The following is an 18,707-nucleotide window of genomic DNA, read 5'->3' as shown; positions in this document are numbered from 1 at the left end:
CGCGCCGGATCAGTCGCGCACGCGGCGCCAGCCGGCCTTGTGGGCGCCCTGCGACTTGGCCGACGGCGCCCTGGTGGTCACGGTGTCGCCGTTGGCGGTGGTGGCCACCACCTTGCGCGTGCCGTTCGGCAGCTGGACCACGATGAAGCCGACCGTGGCCGAGGTGTTCGACAGCGCGCGCCCGGCGATCAGGCCGATGCTGTCGTCGGTCAGTACCGGCTTGCCGGTGCAGACGTCCAGCTGGTACAGGTTGCTGGTACCGCCGACCGAGCACGCCGACGACGAGGTCGGCAGGTTGGTGACCACGTTGACGGTGCCGTCCACCACCTTCGGATCCAGGTTGACGCGCTCGCCGCTGTTCTGGTCGAGGTCGAAATACCAGCCGGCCTGGGTGCCCAGGTCGACCGACGGCCCGGAGATGGTATAGCTGCCGGCATCGTCGCCGACCTTGGCCAGGCGCTGGCGCGACATCCTGGCGGCGGCGCGCCAGTCGGCGGCGGCGATGCCGACGCCCTTGTCGCGCAGCACGTACACGCTCTGGGTGTCGCTCACGCCGATGTCGGACACGTCCAGCAGGCGGCCGGTGCCGAACACCACCGCGATGCCGGCGCCGGCGCTGACCGTGCCCTGGCCGTCGGTGTTGTTGACCGCGCACATGGTCACCTCGGGCCGCGTGGTGACCGGCTGGGCGGTGCCGGCATCGCCCATCTGCAGCACGGCCGGGTTGCCGGGCCTGGTGAAGTCGAAGCGCCACATCTTGCCCTGGTTGTCGCCGCCGTACACGTAGGTCACCAGCGGGTCGGTCAGCGGATTGGCGGTGATCGCGGTGATGCGCGCAAAGCCCGACGGCGTGCCGGTGCTGCCGATGCCAGTGCCGGTCTTGCTCAGCACCTGGCCGGTGCCGGCGTCCACCACGTACAGGTAACCCTTGCCGTCGCCCCCATTCACGTTGTCGGCGCCGGGCACGTTGTTGTAGCCGGACGTCAGGAACACCACCGAGCGCTCGGTGCCGGACGCATCCTTCCAGGTGCCGAACTGCGGATTGCCGAACGACAGGCCGAGGTCGGCATCGTAGTTGACGCCGCTGCACACGGCGCTGTCGGCGCACAGTTCCCACAATCCCTTGGGGTTGGCGGGATCGGTCACGTCCAGCGCATAGAAGCCGCGCCCGCCGGCGTTCAGGCCGGCCACCACCACGCTGCGCCAGGTGGTGCCGATCTTGACGTCGCCGATCTCGGGCGCGCCGTCGGTGGTGAACTGGTGGTTGGTGCCGTAGGTCGTACTGGCCTGCAGGTACAGCTTCTTCATCGTGATGCGCGGCGCGTAGGCCCACATCTCCTCGCCGGTCTTGGCATCGAACGCGTGCAGCATGCCGTCGTTGGCGGCCACGAACACGCTCGGGCGGCGGCCGGTGTTGGCGGTCTTGAAGTCGGCATAGCCGGCCGCGGTATAGCTCTTGCGCGGGTCGCGCAGGTAGGCCGGCTTGGACGAGGCGATGTCGCCCATCACGATCGGCAGGACGGCGCTCAGGCCGGCCGGCACCTTGTCGGTATGGGCGTAGCCGCGCATGACGGTGTCGTCGGCGTATTGCTGCTGGCCGCGCAGCCAGTCGACGATGTTGGCGCCGTCGTTGACGATGGCGCGGTTGTCGGCCGACAGGCTGGCGCACTGGCCCAGCGCGCCGCACTTGTTGTCGAACCAGGCCTTTTCGGTCGCGTTCATCGAGGCGTACTTGAAGGTCTTGAGCGTGCCCGCGGCCGCGGTGTCGAGCATCCAGATGGTGCGCGTGTCGCTGCTGGCGGCCACCTTGCGGCCGACGGTATCGGACGAGGTCCAGACCGCGCCGGTGCCGACGATGCCGGTGGCGGTGTCGATCTTGCGGTCGGAGAGCTCGCCGAACCACTTCACGGTGGTGAAGGTGGACGAGAAGATGTCGTTGTCTTCCTGCGAGATGTTGGGCGTCGAGGTGGCGGCGGCCGCGGCGGCGCCCACCCGCACCTCGATGTTCGACAGCGCCGAACTCAGGCCCTGCACCACCTGGGTCGGGTCGGAGGCGGCGAAGTACCTGCCGTGGCCGTTGATGGCGGCGTGCCACAGGTCGTCCACGCGCGACTGGTAGGCGGCCGAGGGGCTGGCGTCGGTGGTGACCGGATCGGGCCAGACGTAGGCCTGGTTGTTGTTCCACGGGCAGCCCTTGGCGACGCCGGTGATCAAGTTGTAGAAGTCGCCGCCCGACTTGGGCGTCTCGTAGTTGGCCTCGTAGTTCATGATGCCGTCCACGCCCAGGCCGAGCGCGTAGGTGTTCATGTGCAGGCGCCGGTTGTCGCCGCTGGAAGCCGGCACCAGGCCGGTGCGGGTGAAATCCTCGAGTTCCGGGCGCAGCGAGGACGCCGCCGTATTGGAGCCGCCGTTGTACCAGTACAGCGAGACGTCGGCCAGCGAAGCCACCGTCTGCGTGCTCGTATCCAGGCAACCGCTGGCGCGGGTGCAGAAGCGCGCCGCGCTCTCGACGTTGTCGTTGTTGGCCACGTCGCCGGCGGGGTCGCCGTTCCAGTAGCCGTCGGTGGTGATGAAGGTGAAGTTCTGCTGGCACGGGTACTGCACCGCCTCGGACCCGGCCGCCATCTTGTACGGGCTCTGGTTGGCGTACATCTTGCCGATCGCGTGCAGCGCCTTGCGGATCGGGGTCGACAGGTTGCCGTCCATGGCATACAGGCTGGCGTACCAGCTGCTGCGGTTGGTCGACGAGAATTCGCGCGGCACCGTCATCGTACCTTCGGCGGCGGCGGTCGACAGCGACACGATGCCGACGTTGTAGTTGGCGGTGAGCGCCTGGAATGCCTGGCCGACGGCGGTCTTCATCATCTGGTTGCGCGTCTTGTAGTAGGCGTACCAGTTGGCGAAGTTGGTCATTTCCTCGTCGTAGGTGCAGGTGCTGCCGGCGCAGTCGCTGCGCGCGCTCGCGCGCGGATAACTGCTCCTGGTCGAGACGATGTCGGTGCGCACGAACACCGCGGCGCCGGCGCCCAGCGCCGAGGTGGCGAACGGAATGATGTCGTAGGCGCCGGCGGCCGGGACGCTGCTCTTGACCGTGGCGAACGCCAGCGTGCCGCCGTTGCTGAGCGCGCCCATGGCGACGGCGTCGCCGCCGGTGAGCGAGACGGTGTCGACCAGGCAGATGGTGGTGGTGGATGTGCTGCTGTACTTGGCGCACACGTCGGTCGTCTTGTCGCCGCCGGCATAGGCAACGATCGCGGTCTGCGAAGTGTTGTTCTTGATCGCGGCACGGATCGCGGTGGCGACGGTGGCCGCGCTTGCCCCCTTGCCCAGGCTGGTGTTCGACGCCAGCAGCTTGGTGCTGCCCAGGCTGGTGCCGGCGGCCAGCGACGCGGTGTTGCTGCTGGAACCGGTGCCGCTGACGGTGATGATCGCCGTCGGGCGATCGGTCGGGTCGACGATCACGCGCTGGGTGCTGACGCCGATGCCCCAGCCGCTGCGGGTGCCGTCGGCCACCAGCGAGCACAGGTTGGACGTCTTGGCGCTGCCGGCGCTGATGCAGTCGATCGGGATCACCGCCAGCATGTTGTCGCCGCCCAGCGTGATGCCGTAGCTGGAGCAGGCCGGCACCGACGAGTTGGTCGGGGTGCGCACGCAGGCCACGTACTGGTTGGCGAGACCGGTCTTGGCGATGATCGAGGCTGCCAGGTCGGTGGCCAGCGTGGCGCGCTTGGTGGCGCTGTTGGTGCCGCCCGAGGCGGCCACCGCGCCGTTGGTGATGACGACGTCGCCGTTCGCTTCGCTCACCGTGACGCTGTCGATGCTCATCGCCGCGCCGCTGGTGCTGGCGCCGATCGTGATGGTGCCGTAGGCCGCGGTCACGCCCGTGTTCGGATTGCTGAAGCGCGGGTACCTGAAGTTGCCGACATACTTGGCCTGGCAATTGGTCAGCGACCGGCTGTCGCACCAGCGTATCTTGGCCTCGTACGGGTAGCCGGACGGCGCCGCCGCGCCCACCGACGTGCTCTGGCAGTTGGTGAGGTTGGCGTCGGAGCAGTACTCGGCGACGTTGATCGTGTAGTAGTAGGGATTGCCGAGGAAGCTGCTGGAATAGGTGCGCGCGTCGCTCGGGTAGGTATAGGTGGCGGTATTGTAGGCGCAATTGGTGCGGTTGCTGTCGCACCAGCGCAGGTCGGGAAAACCGCTGACCAGGTTGGTGGTGGACGTGCTGGCATTGGTCAGGTCGCGCTTGTTGATGCCGAAGCCGTCGGTGGTGACCGAGGTCCAGGCGCTGGTGGCGGCGCGCGTCATCGACGCGTAGGAGGTGCCGTCGGCCTTGACCGGCGGCGTGTAGCGCACCTTCGGATCATAGTACTGGCGGTTGAAATCGGCGCTGTTGAACGGCGGGTGACCGACCGCACACGCCATCGTCCCGCCGGACATCTTGCTGGCGGCGCGGCAGGTGGAGGTGTCGTCGATGTAGTCGGGCGTGAAGTTGTAGGTCATCGAACCCGAGTTATCGTACAGCAGCATCAGGTTGGGCTTGACGTTGCCGGTGCCGCTGATGTTCAGCAGCGGCAGCTGGGCGATGCTGGTCACGCCGGCGAGTGCCGCGCCGGCCGGCAGCAAGGCCAGGGCGAGGACGGAAGCGAGGACGGAAGCGAGGAGGCTGGCGCCGGAACGGCCGAGGATGGTCTTCATGAAAAGCCTGACAAAAAAACGGCGGCAAAAAACGGCTGGCGGTTGGCGGCGCTCAAGCCCCGATCAGCACGATCATCTGGTTGGTGACGCTGGCGCCCTTGGCCCCGCGCAGGCGCGCGGTGATCACGTAATGCACGTAAGGGCTGGCCGTGTACGCCGGCGAATCCGAGGCCAGGCTGGTGCCCATCGCCACGGTGGTGCCGAGCTGGCCGCTGGTGGACGCGGTCTGCACGCACTGGTTCTTGGCGTCGTCGAAGGCCAGGCGCTGCAGGCACATGCGGTGGATCACGTATTCGATGGTGCCGCCGCCGGCGGCGGCCACGGTCTGGCTGCCGGTCCAGAAACCGCTGTCGCGCGCGTTCTGGCTGGTGTCCAGCAGCGCCACGTAGCCGTGCGCGGCGTCGTCCTGGCTGAGCAGCGCCTTGTTGCCGGCGGCGGTGGCGCTGAGCCACTCGAAGCCGGTATGCAGGCCGAGGTCGACCGACTGCGTCAGGGTCGCGTCGTAGGCCAGGTTGCCGGTGGCCAGCGTGGTCGAGTGGATCGACTTCATCAGGTAGATGCCGGACACCAGCATCAGCGTCAGGATCACCAGCATCACCGGCAGCGCCACCCCGCGCCGGCGCGCCTGCCTCGATACAGGGTGCCTCATCATGGCCTCCATCCGGCGTTGCGCAGCGTGACCACGGTCTCGAACACGCGGTAGCGGTAGCAGCGCCAGTCGACGCTGTCGCCGGCCACCGCCACGTCCACCGTCACCGGCACCGCGGTCACGCCCTGCGGCGCCTCGGCCGCGAACACCACCGGCTTGGCGACGGTGGCGGTGCAGGCGGCGCCGTTGGACGGGCTTTCCGGCGCCTTGCTGCGCGCCACCACGGCCAGGCGCACGGCGGCCACGTGCTGGTAGTCGCCGGCGTCCCCCAGCACGCCGCTGCCGTCGGCATTGATGATGGTGGACGACCACTGGTTCACCTGCAGCCCGCTCTGCGGCTGGAAGGCGGTGCCGGTGCGCGTGTCGAAGCCGTACTGCGCCTTGATCGACACCACGTTGTCGGCCACCGTGGCCGCCGCACCCGATGCGCCGGCCAGGTCGGTCGAGCGCAGCTGCAGGAAGCCGTCCGCCACCGACCAGGTATGGAAGGCCAGGCCGTCGGCCGGCCCGAGGTTGAACAGGCGCGCCGCGCCGCCGGTGAAGGCGGCGCCCAGGTTGCCGCTGTTGAAGCGGTAGCCGCTGCCCTGCGCGGCGACCAGGTATTGCTGGGCCGGCGGCAGCGGCAGCTTGGCCGGATCGTCGGAAATCTGCGCCAGCGCGCAGTCGCCGCCGATCTGCTCGGGGGCCACCACGATCACGTGGTTGCGGGCGAAGCCGAACGGCACGCGGTCGACCTCGATGCGGGCGCCGCTGGCGTAGTTGCCGGTCAGGCGCAAGGTCGGCGCGCCGCCCATCGCACTGCCGCCATAGAAGGTGATGCGGTCGGGCGCGGCGCCGTTCGATTCGATCACCACCGGCGCCAGCGGATGGATGGTGGCGCCGGCGCGCGTGGCCGGCGCCATGGCGTAGCCGGAAGTGTCGCTGAACACCGTGTTGCAGCCGGCCAGCAGCGGATCGTTGAGGCCGAACCCGGCCTGGCCGGCGTCGCTGCCGAGCGTGAACAGCGCCACCATCCCGTTCTGCATCGCATCCGATCCGCCCAGCGCGGTGTTGCGGCTGCGCTCGGCGCCGGTGACCATGCGCATGGCGAACACCAGCGCCAGCATGCCGATGGTGATGCTGATCATCAGCTCGATCAGGGAAAAGCCGGATGCACGGCGGCGGACGGGCGTCATGATGCGTTCGCGATATAGGAAACGACGCTGTGGCTGTTGGCCGCGGTATTCGCCTTGCGCGTCCACGAAATGGTGACCGTCACCTGGGTACGCGAGGTGCCGGTCACCGGCGCCACCGCCACGGCCAGGCCGGCGCCGGGGATGCGGGCGCGGGTCTCGGTGACCCACGGCTGCAGGCGCGCGCCCGGCGTGGCGCCCGCCGCCAGCGCATACGCGGCCAGGTTGGGCTGGTCGCTGGCCATGATGCCGAGCAGCTTGTCGGCGGCGATGGTGGCCTCGGCGCGCATGCCGGTATCGGCCAGCGCCGACTGCGAGCGCGCCTGCAGGCCGATCGCGCCGAGCAGGCCGATCGCCAGCAGCGCCACCGCCACCAGCGCCTCGATCAGGGCGATGCCGCGCTGGCGGCGCGTGGGCGATCCGGCGGGCAGGCGCGGCGCGGTCATGGCGGGCACCCCTTGGCGGCATGGGCGGCGGCGTCGGGGTCGCAGATGCCGGCCACGCCGGCCAGCGTCAGCGCCACCGCCGAGCGCGGGAAGGCGCCGCTGCGCTTGCGCGCCGGCGCCAGTGTCAGGCGCGCGATGCGCGGTGCGACGCGGGTATCGACCCAGCCGAGCGGCGTGAAGACCACGCTTTCCGCCTCCAGCGGCGTGACCGTGGCGGTCATGGCGTCGACACCCGGCAAGGCGGCGCTGCTCTTGTAGAGCGAGCGGAAGCCGCCGCTCTCGTCCGGGTCGCCGCCGGCCGGGGCCGAGGCGGTCGACCACGAACCGGTGCTGTCGTTGCAGGGCGTGGACAGGGTCGGAAAGCAGATGTCGACGCGCCAGTCCATCTGGCCGTTGGCATTGTCCAGCAGGACCAGGCGGCTGGCGCTGTTGTGCGCCACCGCCTGGCTGCGCGCCTGTGCCAGCCCTTCCCTGTAGAACACCGCGGCGGCGGCGGCCTTCTTGGCCAGCAGCCAGTTCGACATGGACGGCACGGCGATGCCGAGCAGGATGGCGAGCACCGCCACCACCACCGCGGCCTCGACCAGGGTGAAGCCGTCCGTGCGCGGCGCCGGCGTCACTGGACGCACTGCCCCCCCTTGCGGTCGATCCAGCAGGTGGCGCTGGTGCCCCAGCCGGTCGGCGACTGGTCGGTGGAACGGGTGCCGGACTGGTCGATGCTGTAGACGAAGCCGTTGGCGGCTGCGCGCCCCGTGGCGGTGATCTTGAAGGCCGAGTCGGTCGCGACCGGCAGCGAATACGTGAAGTTGGCGCTGTCAGCCGGCAGGCGGCGCGGCGTGCCCTGGTCGAAGCCGGCGTAGGTGTGGGCGTTCGACCAGAATTCCTCGGCCTGGGTCTGGGCGCTGCCGAGCGCCGAAAAGGCGTCGGTCAGGCGCCCGCGCGTGACGTAGTCGCGGTAGGCGGGAATGGCGACCGCACCCAGGATGCCGACCAGCGCCACCACGACCATCAGTTCGATCAGGGTGAAACCGGCCTGCCGCCGCGCCGCGTGCCGAATACCCTCGAATACCCGCTTCCTGTCCATCACGCCTCCGATGCCGTACGACTTCAAAAATTTCCGTACGTCAATGTTAGCGTAAAAAACCCCGGCTTGGTCGTGAAAAAGCGACAGCGCACAGGTTTGTTGCGCAAACACGGCGGCGCACAAGCGCTTCTTTGACAATCCATCAATGGGCTTGGCAAAAGCGACAATGCCGTTCCGATCACACCTGTTATCGCCATTGCAGCATCCGGAATCGGCGATCGCATCGTGCATGTCTTGCCTGTCATAAAACTTTCGCGTTATGTTTGCGGTTCGTTATCGCTATCGGAGACAGCATGGCCGTTCGTTCCCCTTCCCAGTTGTGCCGGCGCGCGTGCGCGGGCGCCGTCGTCCTGGCCCTGGCCGCCCTGCATGGCGCGGCGGTGCAGGCCGCCCCCGGCGCCCGCACCGACGACGTCAACGTCTTCATCGGCACCGGCGGCGACGGCCACACCTTTCCCGGCGCCACCCGCCCGTTCGGCATGATCCAGCTCAGCCCGGACACCCAGGTGCGCCATTTCCGCCAGAGCTATCCGTGGGCCGCCGGCTACCGCTACGAAGACGATTCCATCCTGGGCTTTTCGCACACCCACTTTTCCGGCGCCGGCCATTCCGACCTGGGCGACGTGCTCCTGATGCCGGCCAGCGGCGAGATCAAGCTCGACCCAGGCTATCCGGAGCGGCCGTTCAGCGGCTACCGTTCGCGCTTCTCGCACGCGGAGGAGCACGCCGAGCCCGGCTACTACGCGGTGAAACTGCGCGACAATGCCGTCGACGTCGAGCTCACCGCCAGCGAGCGCGTCGGCCTGCACCGCTACCGCTACAAGGCGGGCAGCGCCGCCAAGGTGCTGTTCGACCTGCGTTCCAGCATCTACGACTATCCCGGCAAGAACTTGTGGTCGCGCGTGCGCATGCGCGGCGCCGACACCGTCACCGGCATGCGCGAGACGCGCGGCTGGGCGCCAGGGCGGCAGCTGTATTTCGCGATCCGCTTCTCGCGCCCGTTCGCCACCCACCAGCTACTGAATCGCGAGGAAGGCGTCGAGTACAAGGGCTTCGCGCCGCCCGGCAAGACCGCGTCCGACAAGGTGCAGGTCGAGGGCAAGGCGCTGGAAGCCCTGTTCGACTTCGGCGACCTGCGCGATGCGCCGCTGCTGGTGAAGGTGGCGGTGTCGGCGGTGAGCGAGGACGGCGCGCTGGCCAACCTGGACGAGATGCCCGGCTGGGACTTCGACGCCGAGCGCCGGCGCGCGCACGACGCCTGGGAAGGGGCGCTGGGCGCGGTCGAGATCGAGGCGCCGCAGCCGATGAAGCGCATGGTGACGACGAGCCTGTACCACAGCATGCTGGCCCCGAGCCTGTTCATGGACCGCGACGGCCGGTACCGCGGGCCGGACAACGCCGTGCACCAGGCCGAGGGCTTCCGCTTCCACTCGACCTTTTCGCTGTGGGACACCTACCGCGCCCTGCACCCGCTGCTGACGCTGATCCAGCCGGCGCAGCGCAACGCCGACTTCGTGCGCTCGCTGGTCGCGTCGCAACAGGCCAGCCCCTACGGCATCCTGCCGGTATGGCAGTTCGCCGGCCTGGAAACCTGGTGCATGATCGGCTACCACGCGGTGCCGGTGATCGCCGACGCCTACATGAAGGGCTTGCCGGGCTTCGACGCAGAGGAAGCCCTCAAGGCGATGACGGCCAGCGCCGACTACGGCCCCTACGGCGGCCTGGAACACTACATGAAGCTGGGTTACGTGCCGATCGACCTGGAACCGGAAGCGGCGTCGAAGACGGTAGAGTATGCGTTCGACGACTGGACCATCGCGCGCATGGCCGAGAAGATGGGCAAGAAGGCGGTGGCGGCGAAGTATTATGCGCGCGCGAAAAACTGGCGCAACGTGTTCGACCGCGCTACCGGCTTCGTGCGCGCGCGCAAGTCGAGCGGCGAATTCCGCACGCCGTTCGATCCGACGCAATCGAACTTCGGCAGCGACTATACGGAAGGCAGCGCCTGGCAGTATTCCTGGTACATGCCGCACGATAACGCCGGCCTGGTCGGCATGCTGGGCGGCGATGCCGGCCTGGTGGCCAAGATCGACCAGGTGTTCGACGCCAGGGTCGACCCGGCCGTGTACGCGCATATGGAAGACATCTCCGGCCTGATCGGCCACTACGCCCACGGCAACGAGCCTTCGCACCACGTGGCCTACCTGTACGACTACGCCGGCGCACCGTACAAGACCCAGGCGCGCCTGGCGCAGATCGTGTCCAGCCAGTACCGCGACGCGCCGGACGGCCTGGCCGGCAACGACGACCTCGGCCAGACCTCGGCCTGGCTCGCGTTCACCGCGCTCGGCTTCTATCCGGTGGCGCCGGGCAGCAACGAGTATGCGATCGGCCGTCCCTTCGTGCAGCGCGCCGCACTGAACCTGCCGAACGGCAAGCGCTTCATCATCCGCGCCGAACATTTCGACCCGTCCAACGGCTACGTCGGGGCCGTGCGCCTGAACGGCCAGCCGTTGGCGCGCAGTTTCCTGCGGCACGACGAGATCATGGCGGGCGGAGAGCTGGTATTCACCATGCAGGCGGCGCCGGATACGGCGTGGGGCAAGGACAAGAGCGCACGGCCATACAGCATGACGGCGTATTGAAAGTCGGCGAGAGGTCATCTACCTCGCCACGAGCACACGCGCCATCCTGTCCGTCGTCCCCGCGCAGGCGGGGACCCATGCTGAGCTTCCACACACGCTAACCTGTGCGGAGTCGCCACTGCTCATAGCAAGCGGCTTTGGATTCTATCTATGGGTCCCCGCCAAGGGGGCCGCCAAGGCCGGGGACGACGGCGCATTGTTACGTGGCCATCGCGGACAACCCCATCGAACAACCGAAAAAACAGCCATCCGAGTCTGTCAGATCTTCAGCGCTTGCGCCGCATCCCCGCCAGTGCCACGCCGCCCAGGATCACGCTGAACCCGGCCAGGTGGTACAGGTGCGGCGCCTCGCCCAGCAGCGGCCAGGCGGCCAGCGTGGCGAACAGCGGGATCAGGTACAGCGCCATGCTGGCGCGCGCCGGGCCGGTCAGGGATACCAGGCGATCGAAGCAGAAGTAGGCGCCCAGGCTGGGCACGACCGCCAGGAAGCCGAGCGCGGCATACAGGCGGGCGTCACCGAAGTCCGGGGTCGGGCCGTTCCATGCTTCCAGCGCCGCGAACGGCGCCAGCACCAGCGCGCCGCCGGCGATCAGGGAAGCCAGTTTCACGGTGCTCGGCAGCGGCGGCAGCGGCACGCGCTTGTTGAACACGGTGTACAGCGCCCAGCCGCAGGCGGCCAGCACCACCCACAGGTCGCCCTGGCCGAACTGCAGCTGGCCCAGGGCCGTGACGTCGCCGCGCGACAGCACGATGAACACGCCCAGGATCGCCAGCAGCATGCCGCCGGCCTGCTTGCGCGCCAGCGGCGCCTTCCATACCAGGGTCTCGATCAGCGTCACCAGCGCCGGGCAGGCGGCGAAGATGATCGCCACGTTGGCGGCGGCCGTATGGCGCGCGCCGATGTATTGCGGGGCCACCGCCACGCCCATGCCCAGGCCGGACAGCAGCAGGATGCGCGGCCAGTTGGCCAGCAGCGTGCGGCGCAGCGCCCACATGCGCGGGCCGACGGTCGGCAACAGGATCAGGAAGGCCAGCGCCCAGCGGCCGAAGGCCAGGAACACCGGCGGAATGGCGGCGCTTTCGGCCCAGCGGGCGACGATCAGGTTGGCGGCGAACAGCGCGGGCGTGACCAGCATGAGCGGCAGCTCGGCGCCGATGGCATCGCTGCGATAACCCAGACCTGAACGTGATACGGCTTCTGACACGAGGACTCCTGAATTCGATGAAATCTGACACGGCGCCAGGCCTGCGCGCGGCGGAGCCGGACGCGCGCAACGCGACCGCTCGATCGCCGCTGGTGCACTGCACAAAGAAAACAGGATGTTAATGGAAGCGCCGTGAAATAGGCTTCTGTTCGGTAGCGATAACAGGACCAGTTTCGAAAGGATCTTCTTCGGGAAAGCTATAATGCAGAGAGATCATCTCTGACCATTCCCAAGCGAAGAAAGAAGCCTTGCAATGAAAGACGGCCAGCTGGACGACACCGACCGCCACATCCTGCGCACCCTCAGCCGCGACGGCCGCATCAGCAACCAGAAACTGGCGGACACGGTGCACCTGTCGCCGACGCCGTGCTGGCACCGCGTCAAGGCGCTGGAGGAAGCCGGCTACATCACCGGCTACGTGGCCACGCTCGACCAGCGCGCGCTGGGCCTGCCCGACACGGTGATCATCGAGGTCACCGTCGACCGCCACGACGACGAGATCTTCAAGGCCTTTTCCGACGCCCTGGCCGAGCTGCCGGAAGTGATGGAAGCCTACCTGCTGTCGGGCGAGTACGATTACCTGATCAAGGTGGCGGTGTCCGGCACCGAGGGCTACGAACGTTTCCTGCGCCAGAAGCTGTACAAGCTGCCCGGCGTGCGCCACACGCGCTCGACCTTCGCGCTGCGCTGCCTGAAACGGGCGCCGTCGGTCACGCCATGAGGGCCGCGCGGCAAGGCCGCACGCGCGCATGCGCATGCAGCAGGCCGGCAGGCCGCTACCGCGCTCACTCCGGCGTCGGCGGTCCGCTGGTCGGTTTCATGCGCGCATGCGACTTGCCTGGCCTGACTCGCAGCGGCGCGCGCGGCACCGCCGGCCGCAGCGAGGTCAGCTCGCCGTCGTAGGGTGGCGTGTCGGCATCGATCTCGACCGCATCGAGGCCCTTGTGGTCGCCGCGCAGGAACTGGGCGATCGCGATGTTGACGATCGTCCGTTTGCTGAGCTCGGCCGCAAGCCGGACTTTCTTGTTGAAGTACAAGAACGTGTGGGTGACGCCGAGAGCGGTACTGATCTCGACCTTCTTTGGCAGCGAAAAGCCGTAGCGGCCGCTGGCCCAGAGCCTGACCGTGCAGACTCCGGCATCTGGTGACAGGAAACTGAAGTTCATGCCATTATCCTAATGCCCCAGCGGCGTTGATTTGCCGCTAATTTGTTTTAATTAGTAACGATCCTGACGCAAGTCGGCCAATCCCGGAAAAGTCCGCCTGGTCACACGAACCCGGCCACCCGGTGCGGCACGTACGGCGCTTCCAACTGCGCGATTTCCTCGGCGGACAAGCGCAGTTTCAGGGCCGCCGCCGCGTCTTCCAGCTGCGACAGCCGGGAGGCGCCGACGATCGGCGCCGTCACCCCCGCCTTCTGCGCCACCCAGGCCATCGCCACCTGCGCGCGCGGAACGCCGCGCGCCCCGGCCACCGCCTTGACGGCGTCGGCCACGCGGCGGTCGGCGTCCTCGGTCGCCGCATACAGGCGGCGCGTCACCTCGTCGGTATCGGAGCGCTTGCTGGCCACGTCCCAGTCGCGCGCCAGGCGGCCGCGCGCCAGCGGGCTCCACGGGATCACGCCGATGCCTTCCGCCGCGCACAGCGGCAGCATCTCGCGCTCTTCCTCGCGGTACAGCAGGTTCAGGTGGTTCTGCATGCTCACGAAGCGGGTCCAGCCGTGGCGTTCGGCCAGGTACAGCGCCCGCGCGAACTGCCAGGCGTGCATCGAGGAAGCGCCCAGGTAGCGCACCTTGCCGGCCTTGACCACGTCGTGCAGCGCTTCCAGCGTTTCCTCGAGCGGCGTATCGTCATCCCAGCGGTGGATCTGGTACAGGTCGATGTAGTCGGTGCCGAGGCGGCGCAGGCTGGCGTCGACCTCGGTCATGATCGCCTTGCGCGACAGGCCGCCGCGGTTCGGCCCCTTGCCCATCGGGTAGTACAGCTTGGTCGCGATCACGGTTTCCTCGCGCCGCGTGAAATCCTTCAGCGCGCGGCCGACGATTTCCTCGCTGGTGCCGTCCGAATACATGTTGGCGGTGTCGAAGAAGTTGATGCCCAGCTCGACCGCGCGACGGATGATCGGGCGGCTGGCTTCCTCGTCCAGGGTCCAGGGATGGGTGCCACGCTCGGGCACGCCGAAGGTCATGCAGCCGAGGGCCAGCGGGGAGACCTGCAGGCCGGTCTTGCCGAGTCGTTTGTATTGCATCGGTCGCTCCATTCGATGGCGCGGCATGCGCCGCGCCGGGTCAAAAGGAGGACGTTATCAGAGAATCCATGTGTCTGCCGCGCCGCGCCGGATAACGAACGATCGCCGGCAGGACGGCGGAAACGATGGAGAGGACCGGAATGACGGCAATAGGCGAATGACCGGCGGGCGCTGCCTTCGGCGCGGAATCAGAACTGACGGGAGGATTGGGCTGGATCGGGGCCGCGGGCCGAGCGGCGCAGCGGATGATGCAGTCTAGTGGATGATGCAGTCTAGCGGATGGAGTGGCGCGCCTGGCCTGGGCGAAAAGCCCCGCAGCCCGGCGCGCCGTTCAGACCGCGGTCTGGGCCAGGGCGGTGCCGGCCTTGGCCAGCGCAACCGCCACCGGCAGTGCGCACAACACCAGCATCACGCCGATGCGCACACGGCGTGCGCGCTGCTTTTGCTGGGCGAAACGGGAAAGGCGAAAACCTGCATCGGTGCTCATCGACATCCTCTCGTTCATGGTGGATTAGTTAATATAGTACTACGACAACAAACTTTTCCGCGCCACGCAGACCGCGGCTTTTGCAGCACCGGCGCGCGCCATGCATCAACATGAATTTACGTGACGAAAGATTCAGATTACACCCGCTGCAACGGCAACGCCATGCGCCAGCTTAATGGTCGTAAATTTAGGTTGATCTTGTGTTTTTTTCGCCACGTGGGATGCAGGGCGAAGGTATCGGGAATGCCCCGTGTGGATCGCCGCCGCGGCATTCGCGCGGCGTAGGAGCGTGAAGCAGGCGTGACAGGCCGGCCGCCGCAGTAGGCCGCCGGCGCGCGCCGGCATCAGGTGCCGGAAATCCCGGCGATGCGGATGATGCCCACTGCCAGTTCGAGCCAGACGAAGACCAGCGTCGCGGCCAGCACCACCCCGCCGAGCGCCCGGATCACGCCATGGCGGGCGCGCTTGACCACCAGTTCGTAGATCAGGCCGGTTCCGACCAGCAGCACGATGGCCATGGCGATGTCGGCCCGCTTCCACGCCACGTCGTGCGTGAACTGCATCGCCACCAGCGGTACCGCCAGCAGGCCCGCGGTCAGCACCAGGAGTAGAACGATGCTTTTCGCCGCGTTCTGCTGCGTTATTGGCAAGTGATTGCCGGTCATGGTTTTCATCGTCGTGCTCCTCGTTGCAGGGCGCAGCCGTCCCGCCGGCGGCACGGACGGCCGGGACGTCGAACACCTGGTTGTGACATGGCGGGCACGCGCGCAGACCAGCCATGCGGCGCGTGCGGTGACTAAGACGCAAGAACTAAAACGCAAGAACTAGAACGCGAGAACTACAGCGCACGACGATCGATCCGAAGCAACAATGAACATACGCTGTTATTTTTACAACGCAGTGACACCATCATATACCGCGCCGCGGGCGCCGGTAGCAGTCCGCCAGGGCTTTTTTTCGATGCGTGGCGAATCCGCACACGCGCTACCGTATGGCAATCATTGCCGCGCCGGACCGCGCTTCGAGACTCGCGTCAAGGCTCGCGTTGAGGCTATATACTCCATGCATGCGCCTACAGCTCTTTTCCGACCTCCACCTCGAACGCTACGCCGACTTCCGCCCCCTCATTGCCGCCGACACCGACGTCGTGGTGCTGGCCGGCGACATCGGTTCCTACCAATCCGGCTCGCGCCTGGCCAGCGACGACTTCGGCCTGGCACGCTTTTCGCCGCTGCGCCAGGACGCGCCGCGCGCGCGCGTGCTGTACCTGCCCGGCAACCACGAATACGACGGCCTCGAATTCGGGCAGGCGAACCAGCGCCTGCGCGCCACCTGCGCGCGCCTGGGCATCGAATGGCTGGACCGCGCGGCCATCGTCATCGGCCACGTGCGCTTCGTCGGCACCACGCTGTGGGCCGATTTCGATGCCCTCGCTGCACGCGAACCCGACGTCACGCGCCAGCTGAAACAGCGCGAAAAAGCCTTCCGCGCCGCCAATTACTACCTGAGCAAGAACACCACGCTGCAGGACGGCCAGCCGGTGCTGGCCGAGGGCCAGCGCGCGATGGCGCTGGATTGCCAGGACTGGCTGCGCGGCGCGCTGGCGCAGCCGTTCGACGGCGTCACCGTGGCGGTGACGCACTACGCGCCCAGCCTGCTCAGCGCCGATCCGCGCTATGGCCTGACGCCGGGCACCGCCGGCTTCTGCAACGCGCTCGACGAACTGTTTCCATTGGCGGATCTGTGGATGCACGGCCACCTGCACTGCCCGCAGGATTACGTGGTCGAAGGCGAACACGCGGACGGCAAGCCGTGGCGCTGCCGCGTGGTGGCCAATCCGCTGGGCTACCTCAGCAAGGGCGAACAGGAAGGATTCAGGCCGGATTTCGCGATCGAACTCTGAGTCCGGCGCCGGCCGGACGGCTCAGCCGCGCGCCACGCTGCGCAGCGTCACGCGGCCGGCTTGCAGCGCCGCCTCGATCGCCGCCAGCGCCAGGCGCGGACGCGCTGCGCCGCACATGAAGATGTCGAGCGCGGCGAAGCCGTTCTCCGGCCAGGTATGGATCGAGATGTGCGATTCGGCCAGCAGCAGCACGCCGGTCACGCCGCCGCCGGCGCCGAAGGTGTGGAAATGGCCGTGCAGGATGCGCGCGCCGGCGGCCAGCGCGGCGCGCCGCAGCAGCGCGTCGATGGCGCCGGCATCGCGCAGCAATGCCGGCGCGACCTCGTGCAGGTCGGCCAGCAGGTGGGTGCCGGCGGGCCGGTAGGCGGACGCGGGCGGCAGCGCAACGGCAGCAGAGCCGGCGATCGCGTCGGCTACCTCAGCGGCCACCGCAGTGGCGGCAACCGCGCTGGCATCCGCGCCGATACCGGCGCCGGCATCCGCGGCGGTATCGGCGGCCGGATTGGCGAGCCCATCGGCAGCGGTGCTCACTTGTGCCCGCTCCCGCCGCCGCTGTAGCCGCCGCCTCCGCCGTAGCCGCCGCGCGAGCCCGAGCTCCAGCTGCTGCCGCCGCCCGCCCCGCCCGCACTGCCGGCGCCGCCGAGCAGGCTGAGCCAGCTGCCGAAGGTGGTCACCAGCACCACGAACAGCGCGTACAGGAAATACTTGTTGTTATTCATGCCGGAACAGGAAAGGCGGCAGCGCCAGCGCCAGCATGCCCACCAACACCCAGGGCGCGGCGGCGCGGAAATGCAGCAGCAGCGGAATCGCGTTCAGTCCGAACAGCCACAGCAGGAAGCCGCGCGACTGGCCGAGCGGCGACGCCTGTTCGCGCATGGCGGCGCGGGATGCATCCCGGCGCGCCGGCGCTGCGCCCAGGCCGAACCAGGCGCGTACCTGGTCGGCGGCGACACGGCTGGAGCGCGACCAGGTGTACTCCTCGGCATTCAGCTCGGACGACAGGCTGGCCTGCCCATGCCGGTATTCCGAGACCTGCACGGTGTCGCCGGCCCTGACGCGCCAGTGGAACGCGCCCAGCGCCAGCTCGACGCGCGCCCGGTACTGGTACATCAGCGTGAAGGCAGCGCCGTCCAGCCGCACCGCCACGGCGCCGGCAGTGCCCGGCCAGGTATCCATCACGTCGGCGCGCCACCATCCGTCCCCGGTCTCCACCAGCCAGGAAAAGCCGGCGCGCGGGTTGTGCAGCAGGTATTCGGTCCAGGTTTCGCCCTCGTCGTCGCTGCGGCGCATGGCGCCCAGCACGCGCACCTCGCGTCCGCCGACCGTGCCCTTGCTGCCGAGCGGAATGGTGAAGCGCTGCTGCTGCGCCTGCTCGCCGATGGCCAGCACCGCGACCGCCGGCGTGGACGCGTCCAGCAGGCTGCGGCAATGTTGGCAGACCAGGTTGGCGGTCACACCCGGCACCCAGGCGATCGCCGTACCGCACTGCGGGCAGGACAGCGCATCGACGCGGCCGCGGTAGCGCCCGGCGCTGGCCCTGATCGCCTCGTCGTCGCGCAGCAGCTGGCATTGCAGGCCGTCCAGCGTGACGGCCGCGCCGGCGTACAGCTGCGGGGTCTCGCCGTCCGAATAATCGAGGGTGACGAAGTCGCCGCCGCGGCGGAAGTCCGCCACCCGCGCTTCCCAGCCGGCGCCGACCCGGAAAGGCAGTTCGCCCTGGCCGCAGATGCAGCGCGCCGTGCGTTTTTCGGCAGCGATGAAGGCGCGTCCCAGGCCGATGTCGGTCTCGCGTCCGACTGCGATGGCGTCGAAGGCCGGCCAGGCGGCGCCGGGTTCGCGCTCGACGGTCACCACGTAGCGGCCGGCCGAATCGCCCAGCCAGCCGTCGCCGCCGTCGTCGAACAGCAAGAACCATTCGTTCCATATGCCGGCGTCGTAGCGCAGCTGGATGCGTCCGACCACGGTGAAGGCGCGCTGCCCGAAAGTGCCGGCGCTGCCGAGCTGGATCGGCGAATAATCCTCGAGCACATCCGCCATGCGCCCGAGGTCGCGCACCGCGCCCGCCTCCTTGACCACCGTGGCGCGGCAGAATTCGCACACCGCCTGCACCGAGGCATGCGACTTGAACTCGACCGGCGCACCGCAGGATGGACAGGAGACGATCTGCATG

The 18,707-nt window shown here is 68.4% G+C and carries 17 protein-coding genes; 3 read left to right on the top strand and 14 right to left on the bottom strand.

All coding sequences use genetic code 11. The features are described 5' to 3' along the window. Positions 1–9: 9 nt before the first annotated feature. The 6 genes from HH212_RS20800 to HH212_RS20775 are packed head-to-tail and all read right to left on the bottom strand — an operon-like array spanning position 10 to position 8,049. On the bottom strand, positions 10–4,698 hold the full coding sequence (locus HH212_RS20800; protein ID WP_170204242.1) for a PilC/PilY family type IV pilus protein: 4,689 nt from the start codon (positions 4,696–4,698) through the stop codon (positions 10–12). A 52-nt stretch (positions 4,699–4,750) separates the two neighbouring features. Continuing rightward, positions 4,751–5,350 (bottom strand): pilus assembly PilX family protein, encoded by a 600-nt coding sequence (locus HH212_RS20795; RefSeq protein ID WP_170204241.1) that lies wholly within the window; start codon positions 5,348–5,350, stop codon positions 4,751–4,753. Then, positions 5,347–6,522 carry a PilW family protein gene (locus HH212_RS20790; protein ID WP_170204240.1) on the bottom strand — a complete coding sequence of 392 codons (1,176 nt, stop codon included), beginning with the start codon at positions 6,520–6,522 and terminating at the stop codon, positions 5,347–5,349. The genes HH212_RS20795 and HH212_RS20790 overlap by 4 nt, the downstream gene beginning before the upstream one ends. Then, positions 6,519–6,965, bottom strand: coding sequence for a type IV pilus modification PilV family protein (locus HH212_RS20785; protein ID WP_170204239.1), 447 nt, complete (start codon positions 6,963–6,965; stop codon positions 6,519–6,521). Before HH212_RS20785 ends, HH212_RS20790 begins: the two co-directional genes overlap by 4 nt. Then, the gene (locus HH212_RS20780) at positions 6,962–7,594 is read right to left on the bottom strand and encodes a GspH/FimT family pseudopilin (RefSeq protein WP_170204238.1); all 633 of its coding nucleotides are present in this window, start codon (positions 7,592–7,594) and stop codon (positions 6,962–6,964) included. The genes HH212_RS20785 and HH212_RS20780 overlap by 4 nt, the downstream gene beginning before the upstream one ends. Beyond that, positions 7,582–8,049, bottom strand: a complete 468-nt coding sequence (locus HH212_RS20775) for a type IV pilin protein (RefSeq protein ID WP_170204237.1) — start codon at positions 8,047–8,049, stop codon at positions 7,582–7,584. Before HH212_RS20775 ends, HH212_RS20780 begins: the two co-directional genes overlap by 13 nt. A 293-nt stretch (positions 8,050–8,342) precedes the next feature. On the opposite strand from HH212_RS20775, the gene HH212_RS20770 reads away from it, so the two are divergent. Beyond that, positions 8,343–10,694: a GH92 family glycosyl hydrolase gene (locus HH212_RS20770; protein WP_170204236.1), complete on the top strand. Its 2,352-nt coding sequence runs from the start codon at positions 8,343–8,345 to the stop codon at positions 10,692–10,694. Between the two features lie 266 nt (positions 10,695–10,960). On the opposite strand, the gene HH212_RS20765 is transcribed toward HH212_RS20770, so the two are convergent. Then, on the bottom strand, positions 10,961–11,899 hold the full coding sequence (locus tag HH212_RS20765) for a DMT family transporter (protein WP_229217386.1): 939 nt from the start codon (positions 11,897–11,899) through the stop codon (positions 10,961–10,963). Between the two features lie 253 nt (positions 11,900–12,152). On the opposite strand from HH212_RS20765, the gene HH212_RS20760 reads away from it, so the two are divergent. Further along, complete coding sequence (locus HH212_RS20760) at positions 12,153–12,620, top strand: Lrp/AsnC family transcriptional regulator (RefSeq protein ID WP_170204235.1); 468 nt, start codon at positions 12,153–12,155, stop codon at positions 12,618–12,620. 64 nt (positions 12,621–12,684) lie between these two features. Here HH212_RS20760 and HH212_RS20755 read toward each other — a convergent pair whose 3' ends face one another. From HH212_RS20755 to HH212_RS20740, 4 genes are all read right to left on the bottom strand, one after another. After that, positions 12,685–13,065 (bottom strand): hypothetical protein, encoded by a 381-nt coding sequence (locus HH212_RS20755; RefSeq protein WP_170204234.1) that lies wholly within the window; start codon positions 13,063–13,065, stop codon positions 12,685–12,687. 101 nt (positions 13,066–13,166) lie between these two features. Beyond that, the gene (locus tag HH212_RS20750) at positions 13,167–14,147 is read right to left on the bottom strand and encodes an aldo/keto reductase (protein WP_170204233.1); all 981 of its coding nucleotides are present in this window, start codon (positions 14,145–14,147) and stop codon (positions 13,167–13,169) included. A gap of 331 nt (positions 14,148–14,478) precedes the next feature. Beyond that, positions 14,479–14,634, bottom strand: coding sequence for a hypothetical protein (locus tag HH212_RS20745; RefSeq protein WP_170204232.1), 156 nt, complete (start codon positions 14,632–14,634; stop codon positions 14,479–14,481). A gap of 344 nt (positions 14,635–14,978) precedes the next feature. Beyond that, positions 14,979–15,308 carry a hypothetical protein gene (locus HH212_RS20740; protein WP_211172384.1) on the bottom strand — a complete coding sequence of 110 codons (330 nt, stop codon included), beginning with the start codon at positions 15,306–15,308 and terminating at the stop codon, positions 14,979–14,981. 392 nt (positions 15,309–15,700) lie between these two features. Here HH212_RS20740 and HH212_RS20735 point away from each other — a divergent pair, with 392 nt between their 5' ends. Continuing rightward, positions 15,701–16,537 carry a metallophosphoesterase gene (locus HH212_RS20735; RefSeq protein ID WP_170204231.1) on the top strand — a complete coding sequence of 279 codons (837 nt, stop codon included), beginning with the start codon at positions 15,701–15,703 and terminating at the stop codon, positions 16,535–16,537. Positions 16,538–16,558: 21 nt separating this feature from the next. Here HH212_RS20735 and speD read toward each other — a convergent pair whose 3' ends face one another. The 3 genes from speD to HH212_RS20720 form a co-directional block, all read right to left on the bottom strand. Next, a complete protein-coding gene (speD, locus tag HH212_RS20730; protein WP_211172543.1) occupies positions 16,559–16,942 on the bottom strand; it encodes an adenosylmethionine decarboxylase in 384 nt (127 codons plus the stop codon). Between the two features lie 122 nt (positions 16,943–17,064). Next, positions 17,065–17,256, bottom strand: coding sequence for a hypothetical protein (locus HH212_RS20725; protein ID WP_170204230.1), 192 nt, complete (start codon positions 17,254–17,256; stop codon positions 17,065–17,067). Further along, the gene (locus HH212_RS20720) at positions 17,249–18,706 is read right to left on the bottom strand and encodes a DUF4178 domain-containing protein (protein ID WP_170204229.1); all 1,458 of its coding nucleotides are present in this window, start codon (positions 18,704–18,706) and stop codon (positions 17,249–17,251) included. Before HH212_RS20720 ends, HH212_RS20725 begins: the two co-directional genes overlap by 8 nt. Position 18,707 lies beyond the last annotated feature (1 nt).

Source organism: Massilia forsythiae (genome assembly GCF_012849555.1).
In the GTDB taxonomy this organism is placed as follows: Bacteria; Pseudomonadota; Gammaproteobacteria; order Burkholderiales; family Burkholderiaceae_D; genus Telluria; species Telluria forsythiae.
The sequence above is the reverse complement of the archived record's forward strand: the minus strand, read 5'-3'. Positions and strand labels throughout refer to the sequence as shown.